Source organism: Pseudomonas sp. ADAK7, assembly GCF_012935675.1.
In the GTDB taxonomy this organism is placed as follows: domain Bacteria; phylum Pseudomonadota; class Gammaproteobacteria; order Pseudomonadales; family Pseudomonadaceae; genus Aquipseudomonas.
This window is the reverse complement of record NZ_CP052861.1, coordinates 398,176-416,368: the sequence shown is the minus strand read 5'-3', so window position 1 is coordinate 416,368 and position 18,193 is coordinate 398,176. Positions and strand designations below refer to the sequence as shown.

The window sequence follows — 18,193 nt, the reverse complement described above, 5'->3', positions numbered from 1 at the left end:
AGTCCTTAACTATGCACGGCGAGTTGATAGGCCGTGTATTTACGAATATTGATCACGCCGGTGTCGAAGATCAGGTATTGGCCCTTGATTCCCAACAGCGTGCCTTCGGCAATCGGATTCTTGTCCAGGTTGAAGCTGACGATTTTGGCCGGGTATTGCTCGATCGGATAGCGGATCTCGAGGACATCGACATCGGCAATAGTCTGGATTGCCTGTAGGCCGAATCGTTCCTGCAAACCTTGCAAACCTTCAGCGCAGCTATCGAATAGTTGATCGCGAACCGCAGCCAGGTCCACCGATGCCGCGTCGCCCTTGAGTAAAGCACGCCAATTGGTCTTGTCAGCCACTTGGCTGCGGAACAGATCTTCGACGAAGCCCGACTGCTGACGGGTGGAGACGCGCATGATCGGCAATGCCTGACGAGCGCCCTGGTCGATCCAGCGGGTGGGCATCTGGTTGGCGCGGGTAATCCCGACTTTCACCCCCGACGAGTTGGACAGGTAGACGATGTGATCGGTCATGCAGAACGTCTGGCCCCACTCCGGCTCACGGCAGGTACCGGCATCGAAGTGACAACGCTCCGGGCTCATGATGCAGATGTCGCACTGGGCCAGTTTGGTCATGCACGGGTAGCAGTAACCCTGGCTGAAACTGGTTTTGGTCTTGCGTCCGCAATGGGAGCAGAAAATCGCCCCCAAGTATTCCAGGCGTACCGTCGAGCCGATCAAGGGATTGACCGGCACCTCAGTGTCGCCCAGACGAAAAGCGTACTGCACGTTCGGCCCGTCCAGGCGTGCCGACATTTTGCTGATTGCACCGCGGCCAATCTCGATCAATGGATGGCATCCGACTTGAACAGAATGTTCGGCACGCTGATCGACTTGGAACTGCATTCCTGCGGGCCCATGTAGCCGGTGCGTTGTTCCTCGGGCAGGTTCTGGATTTCCCAGGCGATCATCGCTTGCAGGGACAGTTCGCGCTGCTCGGCGGTGAGTTTGCCACCGTCGGACCATTTGCCGATTTCCACCGCCAGTTTCAGGCTCTGGTAGATGTCCGGGGTGATGTTCTTGATCATTTCGTTAAAAGAGGACATCAGGGTCTCCGCGCTCTTTATTGACATAACTATTTAGACGGCGAGTTTACGGCGGTTGTACAAACCACCCAACAAACCGGTGAAGCATCCGATGAGTAACCCGCCGACGTGGGCGGCGTTGGCAATTTCACCGAAGCCGATCATCGAGATCAGCCCGGACATGCACACCACCAGCCAGACCAGCATCATCACCAGCACGCCGCGGGGTAAACGATAGGCTGGGTTCGGCGACAGCAGCTGGAAGATCCAGCAGTGCCCGAGCAAGCCGTACAGCACGCCGGACAGACCACCAAACAAGGTCGCACCGCTGAACCAGTACTGGGCGTAGTTGGACACCAGGCTGAACAGCAACGTCAGGCCGATCAGGTTGACGCTGCCCTGCCGCGCCTCGATGCGCCGCCCCAGTTCCCAGTACCACATGCCGTTCATGGCCAGGTGCAGGAAGCCGAAGTGGATCAGCATCGGCGTCACCAGGCGCCACCACTGCCCCGCCGCCAGACCTTCGTCCAGCGGCGTGAACTCGATGTAGTCACCGATTACGCGGAAATCGAGGAAGGTGAACCAGTGCAGGGTGTTGAGGTTTTCACCGAGCACCGTCACCGCGCCGACGATCAGGCACAACAGCAGAATGCCTGCGGTCGCCTTGCTGTGGCGCAATTGCTCGACCAGGCCGGGACGGCGTGGGGTCTGCGCTACCGGGATGTCCAGTTGTTGATCCGGATCACCCGCCGGGAAGCGTTCGTACAGCGAACGCACGTCCTCGCTGATGTTGGCCGGCACCCACAGCACTTGCTCGCCCGCCTCTTCGCTGACGCGATGGGGCACTTGCATGCGTTGCAGCAGCTTGACGAAGCCGCTCAAGTCCACCGCCAACGGCAGACGCAAAACCGCCACCTTACTCATCGCAAGGCCTCCGGCCGCTCAACGTCGACCCAGACAAACTTATGCGGGTCGAGCCGGGTTTCCTGGTCCAGGCGGTAAGCCACCAGTTTGCCGTACAGCACCGCGCTGTAATCCAGGCAGGCCAGGTTCGGCCGGATCGGCGCCGGTTTGCCGCTGCGCCAATAGTGCCCGACGAACAGCAACGGCTCGTCGATGCCATAGCGCAGCAAGGTGTTTTTCTCAGTGGAAGACAATGGCGTACGGGCCACCGGCTCGGGCAAGGCGTCAGGCTGGAACACAATGTCTCCGTAGGTTTGCGGGTCGTCTTCCCAGAATTTGGTGCGGAAGAACGAACGCGTCAGGCCATCGCCACTGGTCATGGTCTGGCCATCGGGCAGGCGCATGTCGGTGCCGCGCAGCAGGCGGTCGAACACGGTGCAGGCAAAACTGCCGGGCACGGCCGAGGCCTGGAGGAAGTGTTCATCAACGCAACCGTCGGGAAATAGCGCGCGCAACGGTTCGATCAGGCCCGAATCCCAGCAGGCATGCACCACGCGGAAACGCCCGGCGTCGACGAACAATGGCAGGTCGTAGAACCATTGCTGGAAGTCATGCCAGTCGCCCGGATGATCTTCAAACTGAGTCAGGGTTTCCCCCAGCAATCGGGCGTGGCGCGGGGTGTGTTCGCGCACGAACTGCTTGCCGCTGCCGGGCGGCGCCGGGGTGCTCCAGCCGAGGGCATTGAATTCATGGTTGCCCATGATGCACAGCGCCTGGCCGGCCTCGACCATGTCGTGGACGATGTGCAGCGCTTCACGAATGCGTGGGCCGCGGTCGATGATGTCACCGACGAACACCGCCATACGCGACGGATGCCGCCAGACGCCACCGTGTTTGTGATAACCGAGCCGGTCGAGCAAGTGCTCAAGGGTCAGAGCGCAACCGTGCACGTCACCGATCAGGTCGTAGCTACGCGCGGGATCGAGCATCAGTCGCCTCCACCACCCAACCGACTGCCCCAGCCAAGCTTGGTCCGGCACACTTCATAATAGTTGTGGTCGAGAGGATGGATCAGCCGCAACTTCTGGGCTTTTTTGCTGATGGTGATGGTGTCACCCGGCGCGCAGGTGAAATGGTTCTGCCCATCACAGGAGACTTGCGGGTAGATCTGCATATCCTTGGACACGACGATTTTCAGCTCACTGTTGCCGTCGACCACAATTGGCCGGCCTGACAAGGTATGGGGGTACATCGGCACAATCACAATAGCGTCGAGCTTGGGATGCATGATCGGGCCACCCGCAGAGAGTGCATAAGCGGTCGAACCGGTCGGCGTGGCGACGATCAGGCCGTCGGCCTTCTGGCTGCAGACGAACTGGCCGTCGATGTACAGCTCGAACTCGATCATTCGCGTCGATTTGCCGGGGTGCAGCACCACGTCGTTCAGCGCATCGCCCTGACCGATGGCCTCGGCGTGGCGGCGGACTTCGGCCTGCAGCAGGAAGCGGTTTTCCACCAGGTAGTGGCCGTCGAGCACTTCGGCGACTTTGACTTCCAGCTCATCCGGGCGAATGTCGGTCAGGAAGCCCAGGCTGCCACGGTTGATCCCAAGCACCGGAATGTTGTGGCGGGCCAGCGCGCGGGCAGCGCCCAACAGACTGCCGTCACCACCGACCACAATCACCATGTCACAGACTTCGCCGAGCATCTTGCGCGACGAGGTTTGCAGGCCGTGTCCCGGCAGGACTTCGGCGATGGTGTCTTCGAGGATCACGTGCAGGTGACGATCGAGCAGAAACCGTTTCAGTCGGCGGACGGTATCCAGCACCTGCGAACTGCCCAGGCGACCGATGATGCCGATATTACGAAATTGCTCCATGGGGCTCCTGCGAGGTTCTGCGTCGGGCTAAAGCGACGATTATGGGCGAAAGCGCGGGATAGACAAAATCCTTTAAGCCATGACTTAAGAGGCTATGCTCGCAGAATGATCTTATTCCCGGATTTGCTCCAGCTACCCCACCAGTTACGCCACCCGGAAGTGCGCGACCTGGCGTGGGTCATCCTCGCACCGCCGATGCTCGGCGAACCGCCGTGGCCGCAGCGTCATCCGCTGGCCGGCAGCGATTGGGTGCAGGCGCCGGAAGGCCTGGAACGCTGGTTGCGGCAACTGGATCGCGACAGTTATGACTTGCTGCACTGGCTCGCGCAGTCGCGCACCCGGCGCCTGGGCCTGTATTACGAGCGCTTGTGGCAATACGCGGTGCGGCATGCGCCGGGTATCGAGTTGATCGCCGCCAACCTGCCGATCCGCCGCGAGGGTCACACCCTCGGTGAGCTGGACATGCTGCTGCGTGATCGCGATGGCGTGCATCACCTGGAGCTGGCAATCAAGCTCTACCTCGGCCCGCAGAATGGCGATGGCCACGACACCGCCCAGTGGCTCGGCCCCGGCTGTCACGATCGGCTGGACCGCAAACTGGCGCACTTGAGCCAGCATCAACTGCCGATTTCCGCCCGGCCGGAAAGTCGTGAAGTGCTGGCAGCGCTGGATATCCAGCAGTTCAGCGCGCATTTGTGGCTGGGCGGCTACCTGCTGTATCCGTGGCCGGGGCAGTCTAACTCGCCGAGCGGCGCGCATCCGCAGCATTTGCGCGGCAGCTGGCTGCATCAGAAGGATTGGGCGGACTTTGTCGTGCAGCGCCCGTCCGGACGCTGGCAACCCCTGCCCCGCCATGCCTGGCTGGCGCCGGCGCATTATCCGGCGGAGCAGACCTGGACCACCGAACAGTTGCGGACCTGGCTCGGCGAACTTGAGCCGTTGGCGCCGGCGCAGTTGATGGTGCGGCTGGTCGAGAATGCCAACGGGGATTGGGAAGAAGCCGAACGGCTGTTTCTGGTGGCGGATCTTTGGCCGAATGTGCCGGGCAGTGGTTGAGGATTTGTGGTGTCTGGGCGGGCCTCTTCGCGGGCAAGCCTCGCTTCCTACAAGGACGCGCGGACAATCTGTAGGAGCGAGGCTTGCCCGCGAATGGGCCGCCACGGTTTAAATGGACAACCGCACCGCCAACGCCGCCAACGTCACCAGCAACACCGGCACCGTCAGCACAATCCCGACCTTGAAGTAATACCCCCAGCCAATCTTGATGTTCTTGCGCTCCAGCACATGCAGCCACAACAACGTCGCCAGACTGCCGATCGGGGTAATTTTCGGCCCCAGGTCGCTGCCGATGACGTTGGCGTAGATCATCGCTTCCTTGACCACGCCCGTGGCCTGGCTCGCATCAATGGAGAGCAGGCCGATCAGCACCGTCGGCAAATTGTTCATGATCGATGACAGCAGCGCCGTCAGCACCCCGGTGCCCATCGCCGCGCCCCAGACGCCGTAACCGGCAAAGCCGTTCAACCAACCGGCCAGGTAATCGGTGAGCCCGGCGTTGCGCAGGCCGTAGACCACCAGGTACATACCGAGGGAGAAAATCACGATCTGCCACGGCGCCTCTTTCATCACCTTGCGCGTGGAAATCTTGTGGCCGCGGGCGGCGATGGCCAGCAGCAAGGCCGCGCACACCGCTGAAATCGCGCTGATCGGAATGCCCAACGGCTCCAGGGCGAAGCAACCGACCAGCAGGATCACCAACACCGCCCAACCGGCATAAAACGTGGCTTTGTCGTGGATCGCCGTGGCCGGGTCTTCCAGTTGTTCGGGGTCGTAGGCCTTGGGAATGTCCTTGCGGAAAAACCACATCAACATGCCCAGTGTGGCGGCGACGCTGACGAAGTTGACCGGAATCATCACCGCCGCATAGCGATTGAAGCCGATATGGAAGAAGTCGGCGGAAACGATGTTCACCAGGTTCGACACCACCAGCGGCAGGCTCGCGGTGTCGGCGATAAACCCGGCGCCCATCACGAACGCCAGGGTTGCGGCGGGCGAAAAGCGCAGCGCCAGCAACATGGAAATCACGATCGGCGTGAGAATCAGCGCCGCGCCGTCATTGGCAAACAACGCCGACACCAATGCCCCGAGCAACACCATAAAGGCAAACAGCTTGCGCCCGCTGCCCTTGCCCCAGCGCGCCACGTGCAACGCCGCCCAGGCAAAGAACCCGGCTTCGTCCAGCAACAGGCTGATGATAATCAGTGCGACAAAGGTGCCGGTGGCGTTCCAGATAATCTGCCACACCAGCGGGATGTCACTGAGGTGCACCACCCCGAAGAGCAGCGCCAACACCGCGCCAAACACCGCACTCCAGCCAACGCCGAGGCCTTTGGGTTGCCAGATCACCAAGGTGATGGTCAGCAGGAAAATCAACGACGCAATGAGCATGCACAGCAGCCTTGAACAGACAATCGGGATGGGGGACATGCAACAGAGTGAAAGGCCGGGGCGATAATTCCGTGGACGGACGCAAAATCCCGCCACACCTGAATCCCCTGTAGGAGCGAAGCTTGCCCGCGAAGGCGTCGTGTCAGTCAACATTGATGTTGAATGTGACGACGCCTTCGCGGGCAAGCTTCGCTCCTACAGGGATTGTTGTTGGGTCAGTAATTACAACTTGATGACATGCCCTTCGCCCGGCGCAACCTGCCCATGAAACAGCCGGGATATTACACGTTGCGCGGCTTCATAGCCTTCACTCTCAACCACCTCGAGCAACGGCGTGGACGTGGCCGTCAACAACCCATAAAACCGCTGCAACCCTTCGCCAATATGCTGGCTGACCTGTTCCGGGCCCCATTCGGCATTGCGTTTGCGAATCTGGATCGGCGCAAAAAAGAACACCGGCTGCGGCCCGGAGATCGCGGTCAGTTGCGCCTTATCGGTGCTCTGGGCGGAGCCGGCGAAACAGCTGTAGACCAATCGAGCGGCGAAATGCTGATGCACACGGTCGCGCAGCTTGAGGTCGCCGGAAAAATCCACATATAGCGTCGGACGATCATTGGGCAGGCTCTCCAGTTCGGCATAAGACACCGTGCGTTCGTAACAACCCAGGGTTTCGACAAAGGCTTTGTTATCGGCCGAGGTCAGGGCTATCCGTTCCAGGCCGGGACTGTTTTCCAGGCACATTGCGGTGCCAAAAGCGGTTTTGCTCGATGCACTGGAGAACACCACCCGGGTTGCACCGAAAAACGCCTTGTCTTGTAGGAAGTCCGCCAACATCCACGACGTCAGGAACAGCGGCTTGAGCAAAATCTGCAGGTTTTCGGTGCCTGGCGTGTAGTACGAATCCCAACTGCAACGGGTGTATTGGTTGTAGGCCGAGGCCAACGCCTGGCGGTGTTCGGCCGAATCGTAAAAGCCGCGCTCGGTAACCCGGCCCGGACGCATCCACAAATGGCTGGCAATCGGGAAGTAACCGTAGAAGCGCTCACCCACCTTGATGCCCACGACATCCGATGCCACGACATCGGCAAACCCCCACGCCGGGATGTGGCCCCATTCCGTCAACCCCGTAGGAAAGAACCCCCAGTAGTTCATCGAATCACCATACGCCGCGTAGGTAATGTTGTTGGTGGTCAACGCGCAGCGATCGATCTTCAGGATGATCTCACCGGGTGCCGGGATCAGGCTGCGTTGTTCCTGTTCGATCCGGCTCTGGTCAAGGGCATTTTTACGGGTGATGAGCCGTGTTACCGTGCTCGGGCTTTGCATCTTTCAAACTCCTGCTGCGAGTGAGTAGCGGAAGCACCAGAGTAGTCGCAGCCCATGAAAAGCGGGTTCGGAAACACCAAGGATGGCGCGGCAACCGTCAATCCCCGCGCCAAACCGCTGAAACGGCCAAGTCAGGCGCGCGCGATCTTCACCGTCGAGGCAATTTACCAGGCGTTTGTTCGGATTTGGCAGCGCGACGGCTGGTCGGGGCTGACCACCCGCGAAGTCGCACTGGAAGCAGGCGTGGCCATTGGCACGCTGTACGATTATTTCCCGAGCAAAGAAGCCTTGTTGTCCGGTTATATCCGGCATTCCCTCGATGAATTGTTACGGCACCTGGACGAACAGGTGGTACAGGCCAACGACCTGGACTGGCTAACCCGGATCAAACGTTTGATCTGCCTGACCTGCGAGCCGGACGCCGTGCGACAACCGCTGTTCAACCATGAAGTGTTTGTGATCGAACATCAAACCGCCGCCTGGCTGTCGGAAATGGAGACGATGATTTGTAGCCGATTGCTTGAGCGCCCTACCCCCTGTAGGAGCGAAGCTTGCTCGCGAAGGCGTCGTCCCATTCAACATCGATGCTGACTGACACACCGCTTTCGCGAGCAAGCTTCGCTCCTACAGGTCAGTTGTCAGACTTTTTTGTGTTGTTCCACCCATTGCCCGTAGGCATTGATGAAGCTCTGCAAAAACGGCTTTACGGATTCCGACAGTTTGCCCGCCTCGTCAAATGCCGTCCCCGCCCCGCCGAGATAGGCTTCCGGCTGCTGCATGCACGGCACATTGAGAAACACCATGGACTGGCGCAAGTGATGATTGGCGCCGAAACCGCCCACCGCGCCCGGCGAAACACTGATCACGCCTCCCGGTTTACCGCTCCAGGCACTCTTGCCATAAGGACGCGATCCCACATCAATCGCATTCTTCAACGGCGCCGGCACGGAACGGTTGTATTCCGGGGTCACGAACAGCACTGCGTCGGATGAGCTCACTTGTTGTCGGAAAGTGCTGTAGGCTGCCGGCGGTGAAGCGCCATCGATGTCTTCGTTGTAGAGCGGCAAGTCGCCAATTTCGACGATGTTCAATTTCAGATTGGCAGGCGCCAGATCAGCCAGGGCCAATGCGACCTTGCGGTTGATCGATTCTTTTCTCAAGCTGCCGACCACAACGGCGATCGTATAGACGTTGCTCATGGAAGATTCTCGACTGTCCGATGGAAAGAGCCTGTAGTTATAGATGACGATTCGATCAGCGGGCGAGCGAAAATCGCCGCCCCTGACTATTTTTTTCCTGTAGGAAAACTTACCTCGCCCAACCACGGTCTACAGAACCGCAAATTGAGTGATTTATCTCCAGAGGTTCTAAGCAGATGGCAGCAGTACTCGTCGGTCAGTTCCATGCAAGAGACGCGGAAGGCCGCGTTTATTCCGTGCATGAGTTCCAGGAATCCACCCCGTCGGCAGACGGGCTCGGCGGCACGGAGCCTGTCACCACCTATAAGCTGGCCATTGGCGATCGTGTTAAAAAGCTCGACGACAACCAGTTTCTGTTGATCCAGTCGGATGTCACTATCGTTCGCGAACCCGACACCTACGTCGGTAGCCTGCCGGAAACCACCGTCGCTTCATAACCCTGTGTTATGAGCAGAAGTCATATGCACGCACTTGAGTTAGGATTCAGCCACTGACTCCCTCACCTGCTGAACATGGACTTCACGCATGCGTTTACGTCATATCGAAGTGATCCAGGCGCTCTTGCAGACCGGTCACCTGGGCACCGCCGCCGAATGGCTGCAGTTGCCGGTGACCGAGGTCGAAGGGATTTTGCGCGACGCCGAGGGTCAGTTGGGCTTCATGCTGTTTTCCAGCGTGCGCGGCCGCTTGCAGGCCACGCGCGAGGCGCGGGAGTTGCAGGTCGAAATCGCTCACGTCTATGAAGCTCTCGAGCCGGTGCAGCGCCTGGCCAACAGTCTCAAGCAATACCTGGCGCCACCGCTGCGCGTCATCGGCACGCCGCCGCTGGCCCAACAGTTATTGCCCCACAGCATTGCGGCCCTGCGCCGACGTTTCCCCGATGCGCCGTGCACCCTCCTGAGCCAACCCACCCGCGAAATCGTCCGCAGCCTGCTGTTGCGCGAAAGCGATCTGGGCCTGAGCCTGCACGACCCCGACCACGCCGATATCGATTGCCAGGTGATTGCCCAGGGCAAACTCCAGTTACTGGCACCTCACGGCTGGCTGCAACCCAAGCAGAAGTATGTGTCGGTACAGGATCTGGCCGGTCAGTCGATGGTTGGCCTCGACGGTCACGACCCGTTGAGCCCGGCGCTGGAGACCAAGTTACAGGCGCTGCGTCCGGCCCTGGTGATCCAGACCCGCGTCCAGACTCATCAGATGATGCGCAGCATGGTCGAGGCCGGTGAAGGCCTGGCCATCGTCGACCCGTTCACCGCCCTCGGCGCCAAATCGTCCGGACTCGACGCCTGCCCGCTGGCGCCGGCCGTGCCGATCAGCCTCTACGCCCTGACCTTGAAGAACGGCGAGCCCTCGCCCGCCGTTGAGGCGTTGCTGGCGATCATCACGGAACAAGCCGCGGCGATGTTGGCGAGCTGAGCGGGTTTTCCAACGGGTTATCGAACAACCGATACCAGAACAACGCCACTTCGGCGGTGTTCGGGTCGATACCGCGATAGCGCAGATGATCGATCCCGCCAATCTGATAACCGCAGCGCTCATAGAGTCGACAAGCGCCCAGGTTGTTGTTCTGGGTTTCGAGCATGATGCCCGGCAGCTTTTTCTTGCGGCTCCAGAACTGTGCGACATCCAGCAACGACTTGGCCACGCCATGCCGCCGCGCCGGCGCATGCACCGCCAGTTCGTCGATATGGGCGAAGCCGTTCCAGTTGGTGCTGATCACCAGATGGCCCACCGGCTCGTCATCCAGGTACGCCATGAAAATCGCACTGTCGGCGGCATCGCGGAAACTGCTGAACTCTTCCGGATCGATGCCGTAGCACTTTCGATAAGGGGTGATTGGCGTCACCGGCCACTGCGCCACCGGCTTGCCGATTTCGGCAGCACCATAGGCGGCGACTTCAAAACTGAAATCGCTGCCCCAGATGTAGGCCGCAAAACCATCGTCGGCAACGCGCACCGACAGCCCTGGGTATTTCGGATTCATGACCGGTTGCATGCTGGGAAAGGTCCTCATTCCTTGATGCAATCGACGGTGTAGTGCCGTCCATTGCCCTCGTCTTCGTGTTGCAATCCGTGCACATCGGCGACAAATCCCGGGAAGCTGCTGTCGAAGGTACGGGCAAATGCCAAGTAATCGATGATCGATCGGGTCGACTCGGTGAAGCGCTCACCGGGCATGATCAACGGAATTCCTGGCGGGTACGGCACCAGCATCACGGCGGCGATTCGCCCATCCAGGGCGTCGATCGACACCGCCTCCACCTCACCGCGCACCAATTGATCATAGGCGTCGGCGGGCTTCATGGCGATTTCCGGCAGCACGGTGTACATGCGTTTGAGGTGCTTGGCCGTGGCATTGCTGCGGTAGCAAGCGTGCAGTTGATCGCACAGATCCCGCAGGCCCATGCCTTGATAACGCGCCGGATTTTCCTGGGCGACGCACGGCAGGCAGGTGTTCAGGCTGACATTGGCGTCGTAACTGCGCTTGAACTCCAGCAACTCGGTGAGCAACGTGCTCCATTTGCCCTTGGTGATGCCCATGGAGAACAGCACCAGGAACGAATACAGCCCGGTCTTCTCCACCACCAGCCCGCGCTCCCAAAGGAATTTGCTGACCACCGCTGCCGGAATCCCGCGCTCGCTCAAGGCGCCGCCCGCGGTCAGGCCCGGCATCACCAGGGTGACCTTGATCGGATCGAGCAGCACGTAGTCATCGGTCACGCCGCCAAAGCCGTGCCAGTCGGCGTCGGGTTGCAGCAGCCAGTCTTCAGTGATGACCTGGGTGATGCCTTCCACCGATGGCGGTTGCCAGATGGAAAACCACCAGTCATCCGCGGCAATGTGCTGGCGCAGATTGGCCAGGGCCCGGCGGAAACTCAGGGCTTCGTCGAACATTTCCTGCAACAGCGAACGCCCGGCCGGCCCTTCCATCATCGCCGAGGCTACGTCCAGCGAAGCGATGATGCTGTATTGCGGCGAAGTAGAGATGTGCATCATGAACGCTTCATTGAAACGGTCGCGATCCAGTTGCCGCGCACCACCGTCCTGCACGTGGATCATCGACGCCTGGCTGAACGCCGCCAACAGTTTGTGCGTGGAATGGGTGGTGAACACCAACGGGCTGTCTTCGCTGCGCGAGGTGCCCATGCCGAAGCGCCCGGCGAAGAACTCGTGAAACGCCGCGTAGGCGTACCAGGCTTCGTCGAAGTGCAAGACCTCGACGCTGTTGCCGAGGTTCTGCTTGATCAGCTCGGCGTTGTAGCAGAGGCCGTCGTAGGTGGAATTGGTCACCACCGCCAGTTTGACCTTGGGCTCGCGGCCCTTGGTCAGTGGGCTGGCGTCGATCTTGGCCTGGATCGACTCGCGGCTGAACTCGCTCAACGGAATCGGGCCGATGATCCCCAGCTCATTGCGCTCCGGGCACAGGTACAGCGGGATGGCGCCGGTCATGATGATCGAGTGCAGCACCGACTTGTGGCAGTTGCGATCCACCAGCACCAGGTCATCCCGGGCGACCATGGAATGCCAGACGATCTTGTTCGCCGTGGAGGTACCGTTGATCACGAAAAAGGTGTGATCGGCGCCGAAATTGCGCGCGGCTCGCGCTTCGGCCTCGGCCAACGGGCCGGTGTGGTCGAGCAGCGAACCGAGTTCCGGCACCGACACCGACAAATCCGAACGCAGGGTGTTTTCCCCGAAAAACTGGTGAAACGCCTGCCCCACCGGGCTCTTGTGATACGCCACGCCACCACCGTGGCCGGGGGTGTGCCAGGAATAGTTGGAATCGGCGGTGTGCTGCACCAGGGCCTTGAAGAATGGTGGCAACAGACCGTCCAGGTACTTGCGCGCCGCCCGCGCGACTTGGCGGGCAAGGAACGGCACGGTGTCTTCGAACAGGTACAGAATGCCGCGCAGTTGATTGAGCTCGGCCATGGCGTCGGCCGGGGCGTTTTCCAGGGTGACTTGCTCGCCCAGGGCGAAAATCGGCAAGTCCGGCGCGCGCACCCGGGCCAGGCCGATCAATTCGGCCATATTGTGTAACAAATGAGAATTCGTACTGGCGTCTTCGGCGGCGATCAACATGCACGACAGGCCGTGATGGGTCGATGCGACGAGCCGCCCTTCGGTGTAATCCACCGCGCTGAGAATGCTGAAACCTTCCTGCTCCAGCTCCCGGGCGATGCCACGCACGCGGTCACCGGCAACCGTGTCGGCCTTGATGTCGCGATGGACGATCAGGACCGGGAATTTCAAATCTTTATACATGGGGCTCAGTGTCCTGAGGCGGCAGACCGTGGCCTGCCAATTACCTCAGGGTAGAGGGTTGCGGCGGATGTGGCGAGGATGGCACCTTGCCCCAGGGCATGACTGTGTTGCCAGAAATGAAAAGATCGCCTACGCCTGAGCCTTGGCTTCCACCAACTGCTGCCACAACGACGGAGCACCAGCGGATTTAGCCACTGCCTCCAGGCGCGCAATGTGCTGCGCCAAATCATCTTCGCTCGCGCGGATGATCCGGGTCGGCTGGCGATCGGCCGGCAGGCGGCGAATTTCGGTGCCAGAGTTGTCCGCTCCCTCGCCCGAACCGTTGCCGTCAGACGCATTACCCGCCAGAGACAGGCTGGTCTGCCCGCCGGTCATGGTCAGGTAAACGTCGGCGAGGATCTCGGAGTCGAGCAAGGCGCCGTGCAATTCACGGCCGGAGTTGTCGACGCCATAGCGTTTGCACAAGGCGTCGAGGCTGTTGCGCTGCCCCGGGTGACGTTCCCGGGCCATCATCAGGGTATCGAGGATCGAGCAGTGCTGGGTGATGTCAGCGCGATCGTGCTGGCCCATCAGCGCGAATTCGTTGTTGATGAAGCCAACGTCGAACGCCGCGTTATGGATGATCAGCTGTGCGCCCTTGATGAATTCGAAAAACTCATCGGCCACTTCGGTGAAACGCGGCTTGCCCACCAGGAATTCGTTGGTAATGCCGTGGACGCCGATGGCGCCCTCATCACTCTCGCGATCCGGTTGCAGGTAAACGTGAAAATGCCGGCCCGTGAGGCGCCGACCAATCAACTCGACACAACCGATTTCGATAATCCGGTGGCCGTCGGTCACCGGCATGCCGGTGGTTTCGGTATCGAGTACAACGGATCTGGTGGCCATCAGTGCTCAGCTCTCAACGGGTCAATCGTGCAAAAGCGGCGATCTTAACACGCTCGCGGGATCCGGCGCGCGCTGCCGGGCGACCGGCGCTCACGCACTTTTTAACAATCATTAGCAAAGCTCATAAAGTCTGCAGGACAGTGGTTCGTTAGCGTGGAGGGCTTGAATTCCAAGGGTTTGACCTCGTCATGAAGACTGCACGATTGTTTCTATTGAGTACCTGTTTGCTGGGCCCAGGCGCCCAAGCCACCAGTTTTGTGATCAGCACCGATGTCACCGTGAGCCTGAGCATGAGTTCAACCAAAGGCACCAGCGGCTCGTTCAGCGACGACAAGATTGTGCTGGCGGCCAAGGATGACGCAGCGGCGTTTGTGGCCAGTGAGGGGAATATCCGAGGAGTGCGGATCGAGGCGGCGTTTGCGCGGATTCGTGAAATGATTCCGGAGACGTCCTACACAGATCAACAACTGGCAAGTGCGATCTTGATGCTGTGATGATCGTTCCCACGCTTTGTGGTCTGCACCCCAAAAGTTGGACGATTGTGGCTCTAGGCCTGAACGGATTGGGTCCTGTATTCCACAGGGCTCATTCCATTTAGTCTCAGCTTGATGCGCCGGTGATTGTAATAGTCGATGTAGTCCACTAATCCGGTCTGAAGCTCGTCAAGATTACTGAATTTGTTCAGGTAAAAGAATTCGGATTTGAGCGTGCCAAAGAAGCTTTCCATGGCCGCGTTGTCGTAACAGTTCCCTTTGCGCGACATGCTCGCTGTGACCGAGTGCTCTTTTAGGCGCTGGTCATAAATAGGCATCCTGTACTGCCAGCCTTGGTCTGAGTGCAAGATGGGTTTTTCGCCCGGTTTTAGTCGCGCAAAAGCTTTACTAAGCATTGCCCCGACCATGCTGAACAACGGCCGTCTGGCGATATCGTAGGAAATGATCTCGGCGTTATAGAGGTCCAGAATTGGCGATAGATACAGCTTCTGTCCTCCCACCTTAAACTCCGTGACGTCGGTTACCCATTTCTGATTGGGTTGTGATGCTTGGAAATCGCGGTTCAGAAGATTGGGGGCGGCTCGCCCCACTTCACCTTTGTAGGCGCGGTACTTCTTCACACGTACTCGGCATTTGAGGTCAAGTTCAGCCATAAGGCGTTGCACGGTCTTGTAGTTGATCAAGAAACCGGCCTTGCGCACTGCCAGCGTTACGCGGCGATAGCCAAACTTACCTTCTTCTTTGTTGAAGACCTCACATATCTTGGCTTTCAGCTCCGCATACTTATCAGCCGCCTGGAGCACTTTCTGCTGATAGTAGAACGTGCTGCGCGCCAATCCGGTGATTTTCAACAAGGCGTCGAGAGAGTGCCGCTGCCTCAGTTCAATTACGATTTGCGCTTTTTCTGTTGCGCTGCTCGTTTCTTCTGAACCAAGGCATCGAGCTTTTTTAGATAATCATTTTCCAGCCGAAGTTGATTCAGTTCTGCGATCAACTCATCCCGGGAACGGGACTCATCAGGTAACAGAGGCTGGGCAGGTTCGGGCGGTTTGGGCATTTTCTTTGTAGATCCAGTTCGTCTGGGTTGGCTGAGCAGGGCATTTTCACCGCCCTCATCATAGCGGCGCTGCCAATCGCCGACGATGTTGAATTTCCGGATATCAAATAGCGCGGCCACTTGACGGTAGGAAAGCTGCTCTTCACGCATCCGCTTCAAGACGGACATCCTGAATTCAGCACTGTAGTGCTGCACTTTTTTTACTTCCAGAGCGGCCGGGCCGTGCACCTTGTAGGCCGCGACCCACTGGCGCAACGACGAAAAATCCACGTCGTGACGATGCGCTACATCTCTAAGCCCCGCTTCGCCGGTGCAGTAATCCTGTACCGCTGACAGCTTCGCTTGAACCGTGTACTTCCCCATGAAACACCCCATCGGTTGTGTCCAACTTTTGGGGTGCAGACCATTGCGTGGGAGCGATCAGCACAGATCAATCCTGTTTGTAGCCGCGCACTTCATCAACGCCACGATTGGCCAACTGGTCAGCCCGTTCGTTGCCATGATGGCCAATGTGCCCACGCACCCATTTCCAGGTCACGGTGTGGCGGTTGACCTGCTCGTCCAGCAACTTCCAAAGGTCGGCATTCTTGACCGGTTCTTTCGCCGCGGTTTTCCAGCCGCGCTTCTTCCAGTTGGCCATCCACTCGTTGATGCCTTTCATCACGTACTGGGAGTCGGTCACCAGCAACACGTCGCAGGAGCGCTTGAGTTCTTCCAGGCCCTTGATCGCGCCCATCAGTTCCATGCGGTTGTTGGTGGTGTTGGCTTCGCCGCCCCAGAGTTCCTTTTCGACGCCCTTGCACACCAGCAATGCGCCCCAGCCGCCGGGGCCAGGGTTGCCCTTGCAGGCGCCATCAGTGAACAGTTCTACGCTATCGCTCATGCCAATCTATCCAGAAAAATGCGGTGGCTCGCCGATCCAGGATCGACGATGCCCGAGGCCGGGTTAGCCCGGCCGGGAAAATAAAGAGTGTTTACGGCTCGATATGACGACGATTGACCTTGGCCATCGGCAACGGAATCAGCTTGCCCATCGGTTCGCGTCGCTCCTGACGCACAGGGCGCAGGCCCACCACGATCTTGCGCGCGACCAATAGATAGAAGCCGCCGCCCGACAGTTGCCAGTCACCGGCCTTGCGTTCCCAACCGGCCAGACGGGTCTGCCATTTGGGCGACGCAAGCGGCGGACGATAGCACCCGAAGCGGCGTTTCTCCAGCGCGAAACCCAGCAGGTTCAGCCAGTCACCGACCCGCGACGGCGAAATGCAACGGGCCTTGCGCAAGGCGTCGTGGGCGAACACATGGCGCAGGCCCCACGTGCTCCAGGGATTGATGCCGACGATCAGCAGATGCCCACCGGGCCGCACGCTGCTCGCCGCTTCGCGCAGCAAACCGTGGGGCGACAGGCAGAAATCCAGCCCATGCTGCAACACCACCACGTCGGCGGCGTGTTCGCTCAAGGGCCAGGCCTGCTCCTCGCAAACGATCTCGACGCCGGGCAACGGCGCACCCAGTCGCACGTTGCGCTGTACCTGTGGCGCCGAGGGTGGCGTTTCGGCCGATGGACCGTAATGCACCAGGTAACCGCCAAAAAAACGGCCCAACTCGTCTTCGAGCATGCGCCGTTCTTCGTCCAGCAGAAATTGCCCGATCGGGCTGGACAACCATTCACGGGCGGCGCTGATCAATGTCAGCCACTCAGGATCGGCCTGAGCGAACGCTTTATCGGTCATTGCATTCTCCAAAGCGCCAGGAAGTTCTAAGATGCGCCATTGTTTTCCGCTTGGCGAATCCGACGATGATACAGATCAGTGCCCTGCCCGCCTTCACCGACAACTACATCTGGTTGTTACAGGACCACCGTACCCAGCGCTGTGCCGTGGTCGATCCGGGGGACGCCGCGCCGGTCCAGGCCTGGCTCGCGGCGCATCCGGGCTGGGTGCTCAGCGATATTCTGATCACTCACCATCATCATGACCATGTCGGCGGCGTCGAGCAGCTGAAAAATGCGACAGACGCGAAAGTCTACGGCCCGGCCAGCGAAACCATCCCGGCACGGGACGTGGCGCTCAAGGACAACGACCGCATCAGTGTGCTCGGCTGGGACTTCGAGGTGTACGCCGTTCCCGGTCACACCCTGGGGCATATTGCCTTCTATCACCACGGCCTGCTGTTTTGCGGCGATACCCTGTTTGCCGCCGGTTGCGGCCGGTTGTTCGAAGGCACGCCGGAGCAGATGCACACCTCGCTGACGCGCCTGGCCGCGTTACCTGAGGACACGCTGGTGTATTGCACCCACGAGTACACCCTGAGCAACCTGAAGTTTGCCGCGGCGGTCGAACCGGGCAATCCGCACACTGCCGCACGTCTGGAAAAAGTCACCGCGCAACGCGCAGCCGGAATCATGACGCTGCCCTCTACGCTGGCGCTTGAAAAGCTGACCAACCCTTTTTTGCGGGTCGACGAAACATCCGTTAAAGAAAAAGTGGACGAACGGAACGGAACCCAAAACCGGGGTCCGAGTGCGGTTTTTGCTGCCTTGCGGGCTTGGAAAGATAAGTTCTAAGCTAGCTGCCTGTTGGTACAAAAATTCTGAATGGTTGACCGCAAGGGGTACGCTTTCTAGAATCGCCCGACATTTTTGCCCGGAACTTACTT

Annotated in this window: 20 protein-coding genes; 6 read left to right on the top strand and 14 right to left on the bottom strand. The window is 59.6% G+C overall.

Annotated features, from left to right (window positions below; translation table 11 throughout):
* Positions 1 to 5: 5 nt before the first annotated feature.
* From HKK53_RS02025 to HKK53_RS02005, 5 genes are read right to left on the bottom strand one after another with little or no spacing between them, the layout of a single operon-like run.
* Positions 6 to 836 carry a DUF2797 domain-containing protein gene (locus tag HKK53_RS02025; RefSeq protein ID WP_178117437.1) on the bottom strand — a complete coding sequence of 277 codons (831 nt, stop codon included), beginning with the start codon at positions 834 to 836 and terminating at the stop codon, positions 6 to 8.
* On the bottom strand, positions 833 to 1,093 hold the full coding sequence (locus HKK53_RS02020) for a YeaC family protein (RefSeq protein WP_054047564.1): 261 nt from the start codon (positions 1,091 to 1,093) through the stop codon (positions 833 to 835). The genes HKK53_RS02025 and HKK53_RS02020 overlap by 4 nt, the downstream gene beginning before the upstream one ends.
* Before the next feature lie 33 nt (positions 1,094 to 1,126).
* Complete coding sequence (locus HKK53_RS02015) at positions 1,127 to 1,996, bottom strand: rhomboid family intramembrane serine protease (protein ID WP_169369101.1); 870 nt, start codon at positions 1,994 to 1,996, stop codon at positions 1,127 to 1,129.
* Entirely contained in the window at positions 1,993 to 2,967 is a 975-nt protein-coding gene (locus HKK53_RS02010) for a metallophosphoesterase (protein WP_429515923.1), read from the bottom strand. Before HKK53_RS02010 ends, HKK53_RS02015 begins: the two co-directional genes overlap by 4 nt.
* Positions 2,964 to 3,854 carry an NAD(+) kinase gene (locus HKK53_RS02005; protein ID WP_010459816.1) on the bottom strand — a complete coding sequence of 297 codons (891 nt, stop codon included), beginning with the start codon at positions 3,852 to 3,854 and terminating at the stop codon, positions 2,964 to 2,966. The genes HKK53_RS02010 and HKK53_RS02005 overlap by 4 nt, the downstream gene beginning before the upstream one ends.
* A gap of 105 nt (positions 3,855 to 3,959) precedes the next feature.
* Here HKK53_RS02005 and HKK53_RS02000 point away from each other — a divergent pair, with 105 nt between their 5' ends.
* Positions 3,960 to 4,910 carry a DUF1853 family protein gene (locus HKK53_RS02000; RefSeq protein WP_169369099.1) on the top strand — a complete coding sequence of 317 codons (951 nt, stop codon included), beginning with the start codon at positions 3,960 to 3,962 and terminating at the stop codon, positions 4,908 to 4,910.
* Positions 4,911 to 5,018: 108 nt separating this feature from the next.
* On the opposite strand, the gene HKK53_RS01995 is transcribed toward HKK53_RS02000, so the two are convergent.
* Entirely contained in the window at positions 5,019 to 6,302 is a 1,284-nt protein-coding gene (locus tag HKK53_RS01995; RefSeq protein WP_169369098.1) for an arsenic transporter, read from the bottom strand.
* Between the two features lie 222 nt (positions 6,303 to 6,524).
* A complete protein-coding gene (locus HKK53_RS01990) occupies positions 6,525 to 7,628 on the bottom strand; it encodes a DUF2855 family protein (RefSeq protein WP_169369097.1) in 1,104 nt (367 codons plus the stop codon).
* A 54-nt stretch (positions 7,629 to 7,682) separates the two neighbouring features.
* On the opposite strand from HKK53_RS01990, the gene HKK53_RS01985 reads away from it, so the two are divergent.
* The gene (locus HKK53_RS01985) at positions 7,683 to 8,219 is read left to right on the top strand and encodes a TetR/AcrR family transcriptional regulator (protein ID WP_169369096.1); all 537 of its coding nucleotides are present in this window, start codon (positions 7,683 to 7,685) and stop codon (positions 8,217 to 8,219) included.
* Positions 8,220 to 8,266: 47 nt separating this feature from the next.
* On the opposite strand, the gene HKK53_RS01980 is transcribed toward HKK53_RS01985, so the two are convergent.
* Positions 8,267 to 8,827 (bottom strand): NADPH-dependent FMN reductase, encoded by a 561-nt coding sequence (locus tag HKK53_RS01980; protein WP_133836173.1) that lies wholly within the window; start codon positions 8,825 to 8,827, stop codon positions 8,267 to 8,269.
* A gap of 176 nt (positions 8,828 to 9,003) precedes the next feature.
* Between HKK53_RS01980 and HKK53_RS01975 the strand changes: the two genes are divergently transcribed.
* Both HKK53_RS01975 and HKK53_RS01970 read left to right on the top strand, forming a co-directional pair.
* The gene (locus HKK53_RS01975) at positions 9,004 to 9,264 is read left to right on the top strand and encodes a hypothetical protein (RefSeq protein WP_169369095.1); all 261 of its coding nucleotides are present in this window, start codon (positions 9,004 to 9,006) and stop codon (positions 9,262 to 9,264) included.
* Between the two features lie 88 nt (positions 9,265 to 9,352).
* Positions 9,353 to 10,246: a LysR substrate-binding domain-containing protein gene (locus HKK53_RS01970; protein ID WP_169369094.1), complete on the top strand. Its 894-nt coding sequence runs from the start codon at positions 9,353 to 9,355 to the stop codon at positions 10,244 to 10,246.
* Here HKK53_RS01970 and HKK53_RS01965 read toward each other — a convergent pair.
* From HKK53_RS01965 to dnaQ, 3 genes are all read right to left on the bottom strand, one after another.
* Positions 10,212 to 10,826 (bottom strand): GNAT family N-acetyltransferase, encoded by a 615-nt coding sequence (locus HKK53_RS01965; protein WP_169369093.1) that lies wholly within the window; start codon positions 10,824 to 10,826, stop codon positions 10,212 to 10,214. The genes HKK53_RS01970 and HKK53_RS01965 overlap by 35 nt on opposite strands.
* 14 nt (positions 10,827 to 10,840) lie before the next feature.
* Positions 10,841 to 13,096 carry an Orn/Lys/Arg decarboxylase N-terminal domain-containing protein gene (locus HKK53_RS01960; protein WP_169369092.1) on the bottom strand — a complete coding sequence of 752 codons (2,256 nt, stop codon included), beginning with the start codon at positions 13,094 to 13,096 and terminating at the stop codon, positions 10,841 to 10,843.
* A 129-nt stretch (positions 13,097 to 13,225) separates the two neighbouring features.
* Positions 13,226 to 13,984, bottom strand: a complete 759-nt coding sequence (gene dnaQ / locus HKK53_RS01955; RefSeq protein ID WP_169369091.1) for a DNA polymerase III subunit epsilon — start codon at positions 13,982 to 13,984, stop codon at positions 13,226 to 13,228.
* Positions 13,985 to 14,172: 188 nt separating this feature from the next.
* Here dnaQ and HKK53_RS01950 point away from each other — a divergent pair, with 188 nt between their 5' ends.
* Positions 14,173 to 14,478, top strand: coding sequence for a DUF2388 domain-containing protein (locus HKK53_RS01950; RefSeq protein WP_169369090.1), 306 nt, complete (start codon positions 14,173 to 14,175; stop codon positions 14,476 to 14,478).
* A 53-nt stretch (positions 14,479 to 14,531) separates the two neighbouring features.
* Here the strand turns inward: HKK53_RS01950 and HKK53_RS01945 are convergent.
* The 3 genes from HKK53_RS01945 to HKK53_RS01935 form a co-directional block, all read right to left on the bottom strand.
* Positions 14,532 to 15,898 (bottom strand): IS3 family transposase gene (locus HKK53_RS01945; RefSeq protein ID WP_169369089.1). Its coding sequence is split into 2 segments (ribosomal slippage): positions 14,532 to 15,430 and positions 15,430 to 15,898, totalling 1,368 coding nucleotides; the frame shifts between segments, so codons are not numbered across the junction.
* 67 nt (positions 15,899 to 15,965) lie between these two features.
* Positions 15,966 to 16,418 carry a ribonuclease HI gene (gene rnhA, locus HKK53_RS01940; protein WP_054047533.1) on the bottom strand — a complete coding sequence of 151 codons (453 nt, stop codon included), beginning with the start codon at positions 16,416 to 16,418 and terminating at the stop codon, positions 15,966 to 15,968.
* Positions 16,419 to 16,509: 91 nt separating this feature from the next.
* Positions 16,510 to 17,268: a class I SAM-dependent methyltransferase gene (locus tag HKK53_RS01935; RefSeq protein ID WP_169369088.1), complete on the bottom strand. Its 759-nt coding sequence runs from the start codon at positions 17,266 to 17,268 to the stop codon at positions 16,510 to 16,512.
* A 65-nt stretch (positions 17,269 to 17,333) separates the two neighbouring features.
* Between HKK53_RS01935 and gloB the strand changes: the two genes are divergently transcribed.
* Positions 17,334 to 18,101 carry a hydroxyacylglutathione hydrolase gene (gene gloB / locus HKK53_RS01930; RefSeq protein ID WP_169369087.1) on the top strand — a complete coding sequence of 256 codons (768 nt, stop codon included), beginning with the start codon at positions 17,334 to 17,336 and terminating at the stop codon, positions 18,099 to 18,101.
* The last annotated feature ends 92 nt before the right edge of the window (positions 18,102 to 18,193 follow it).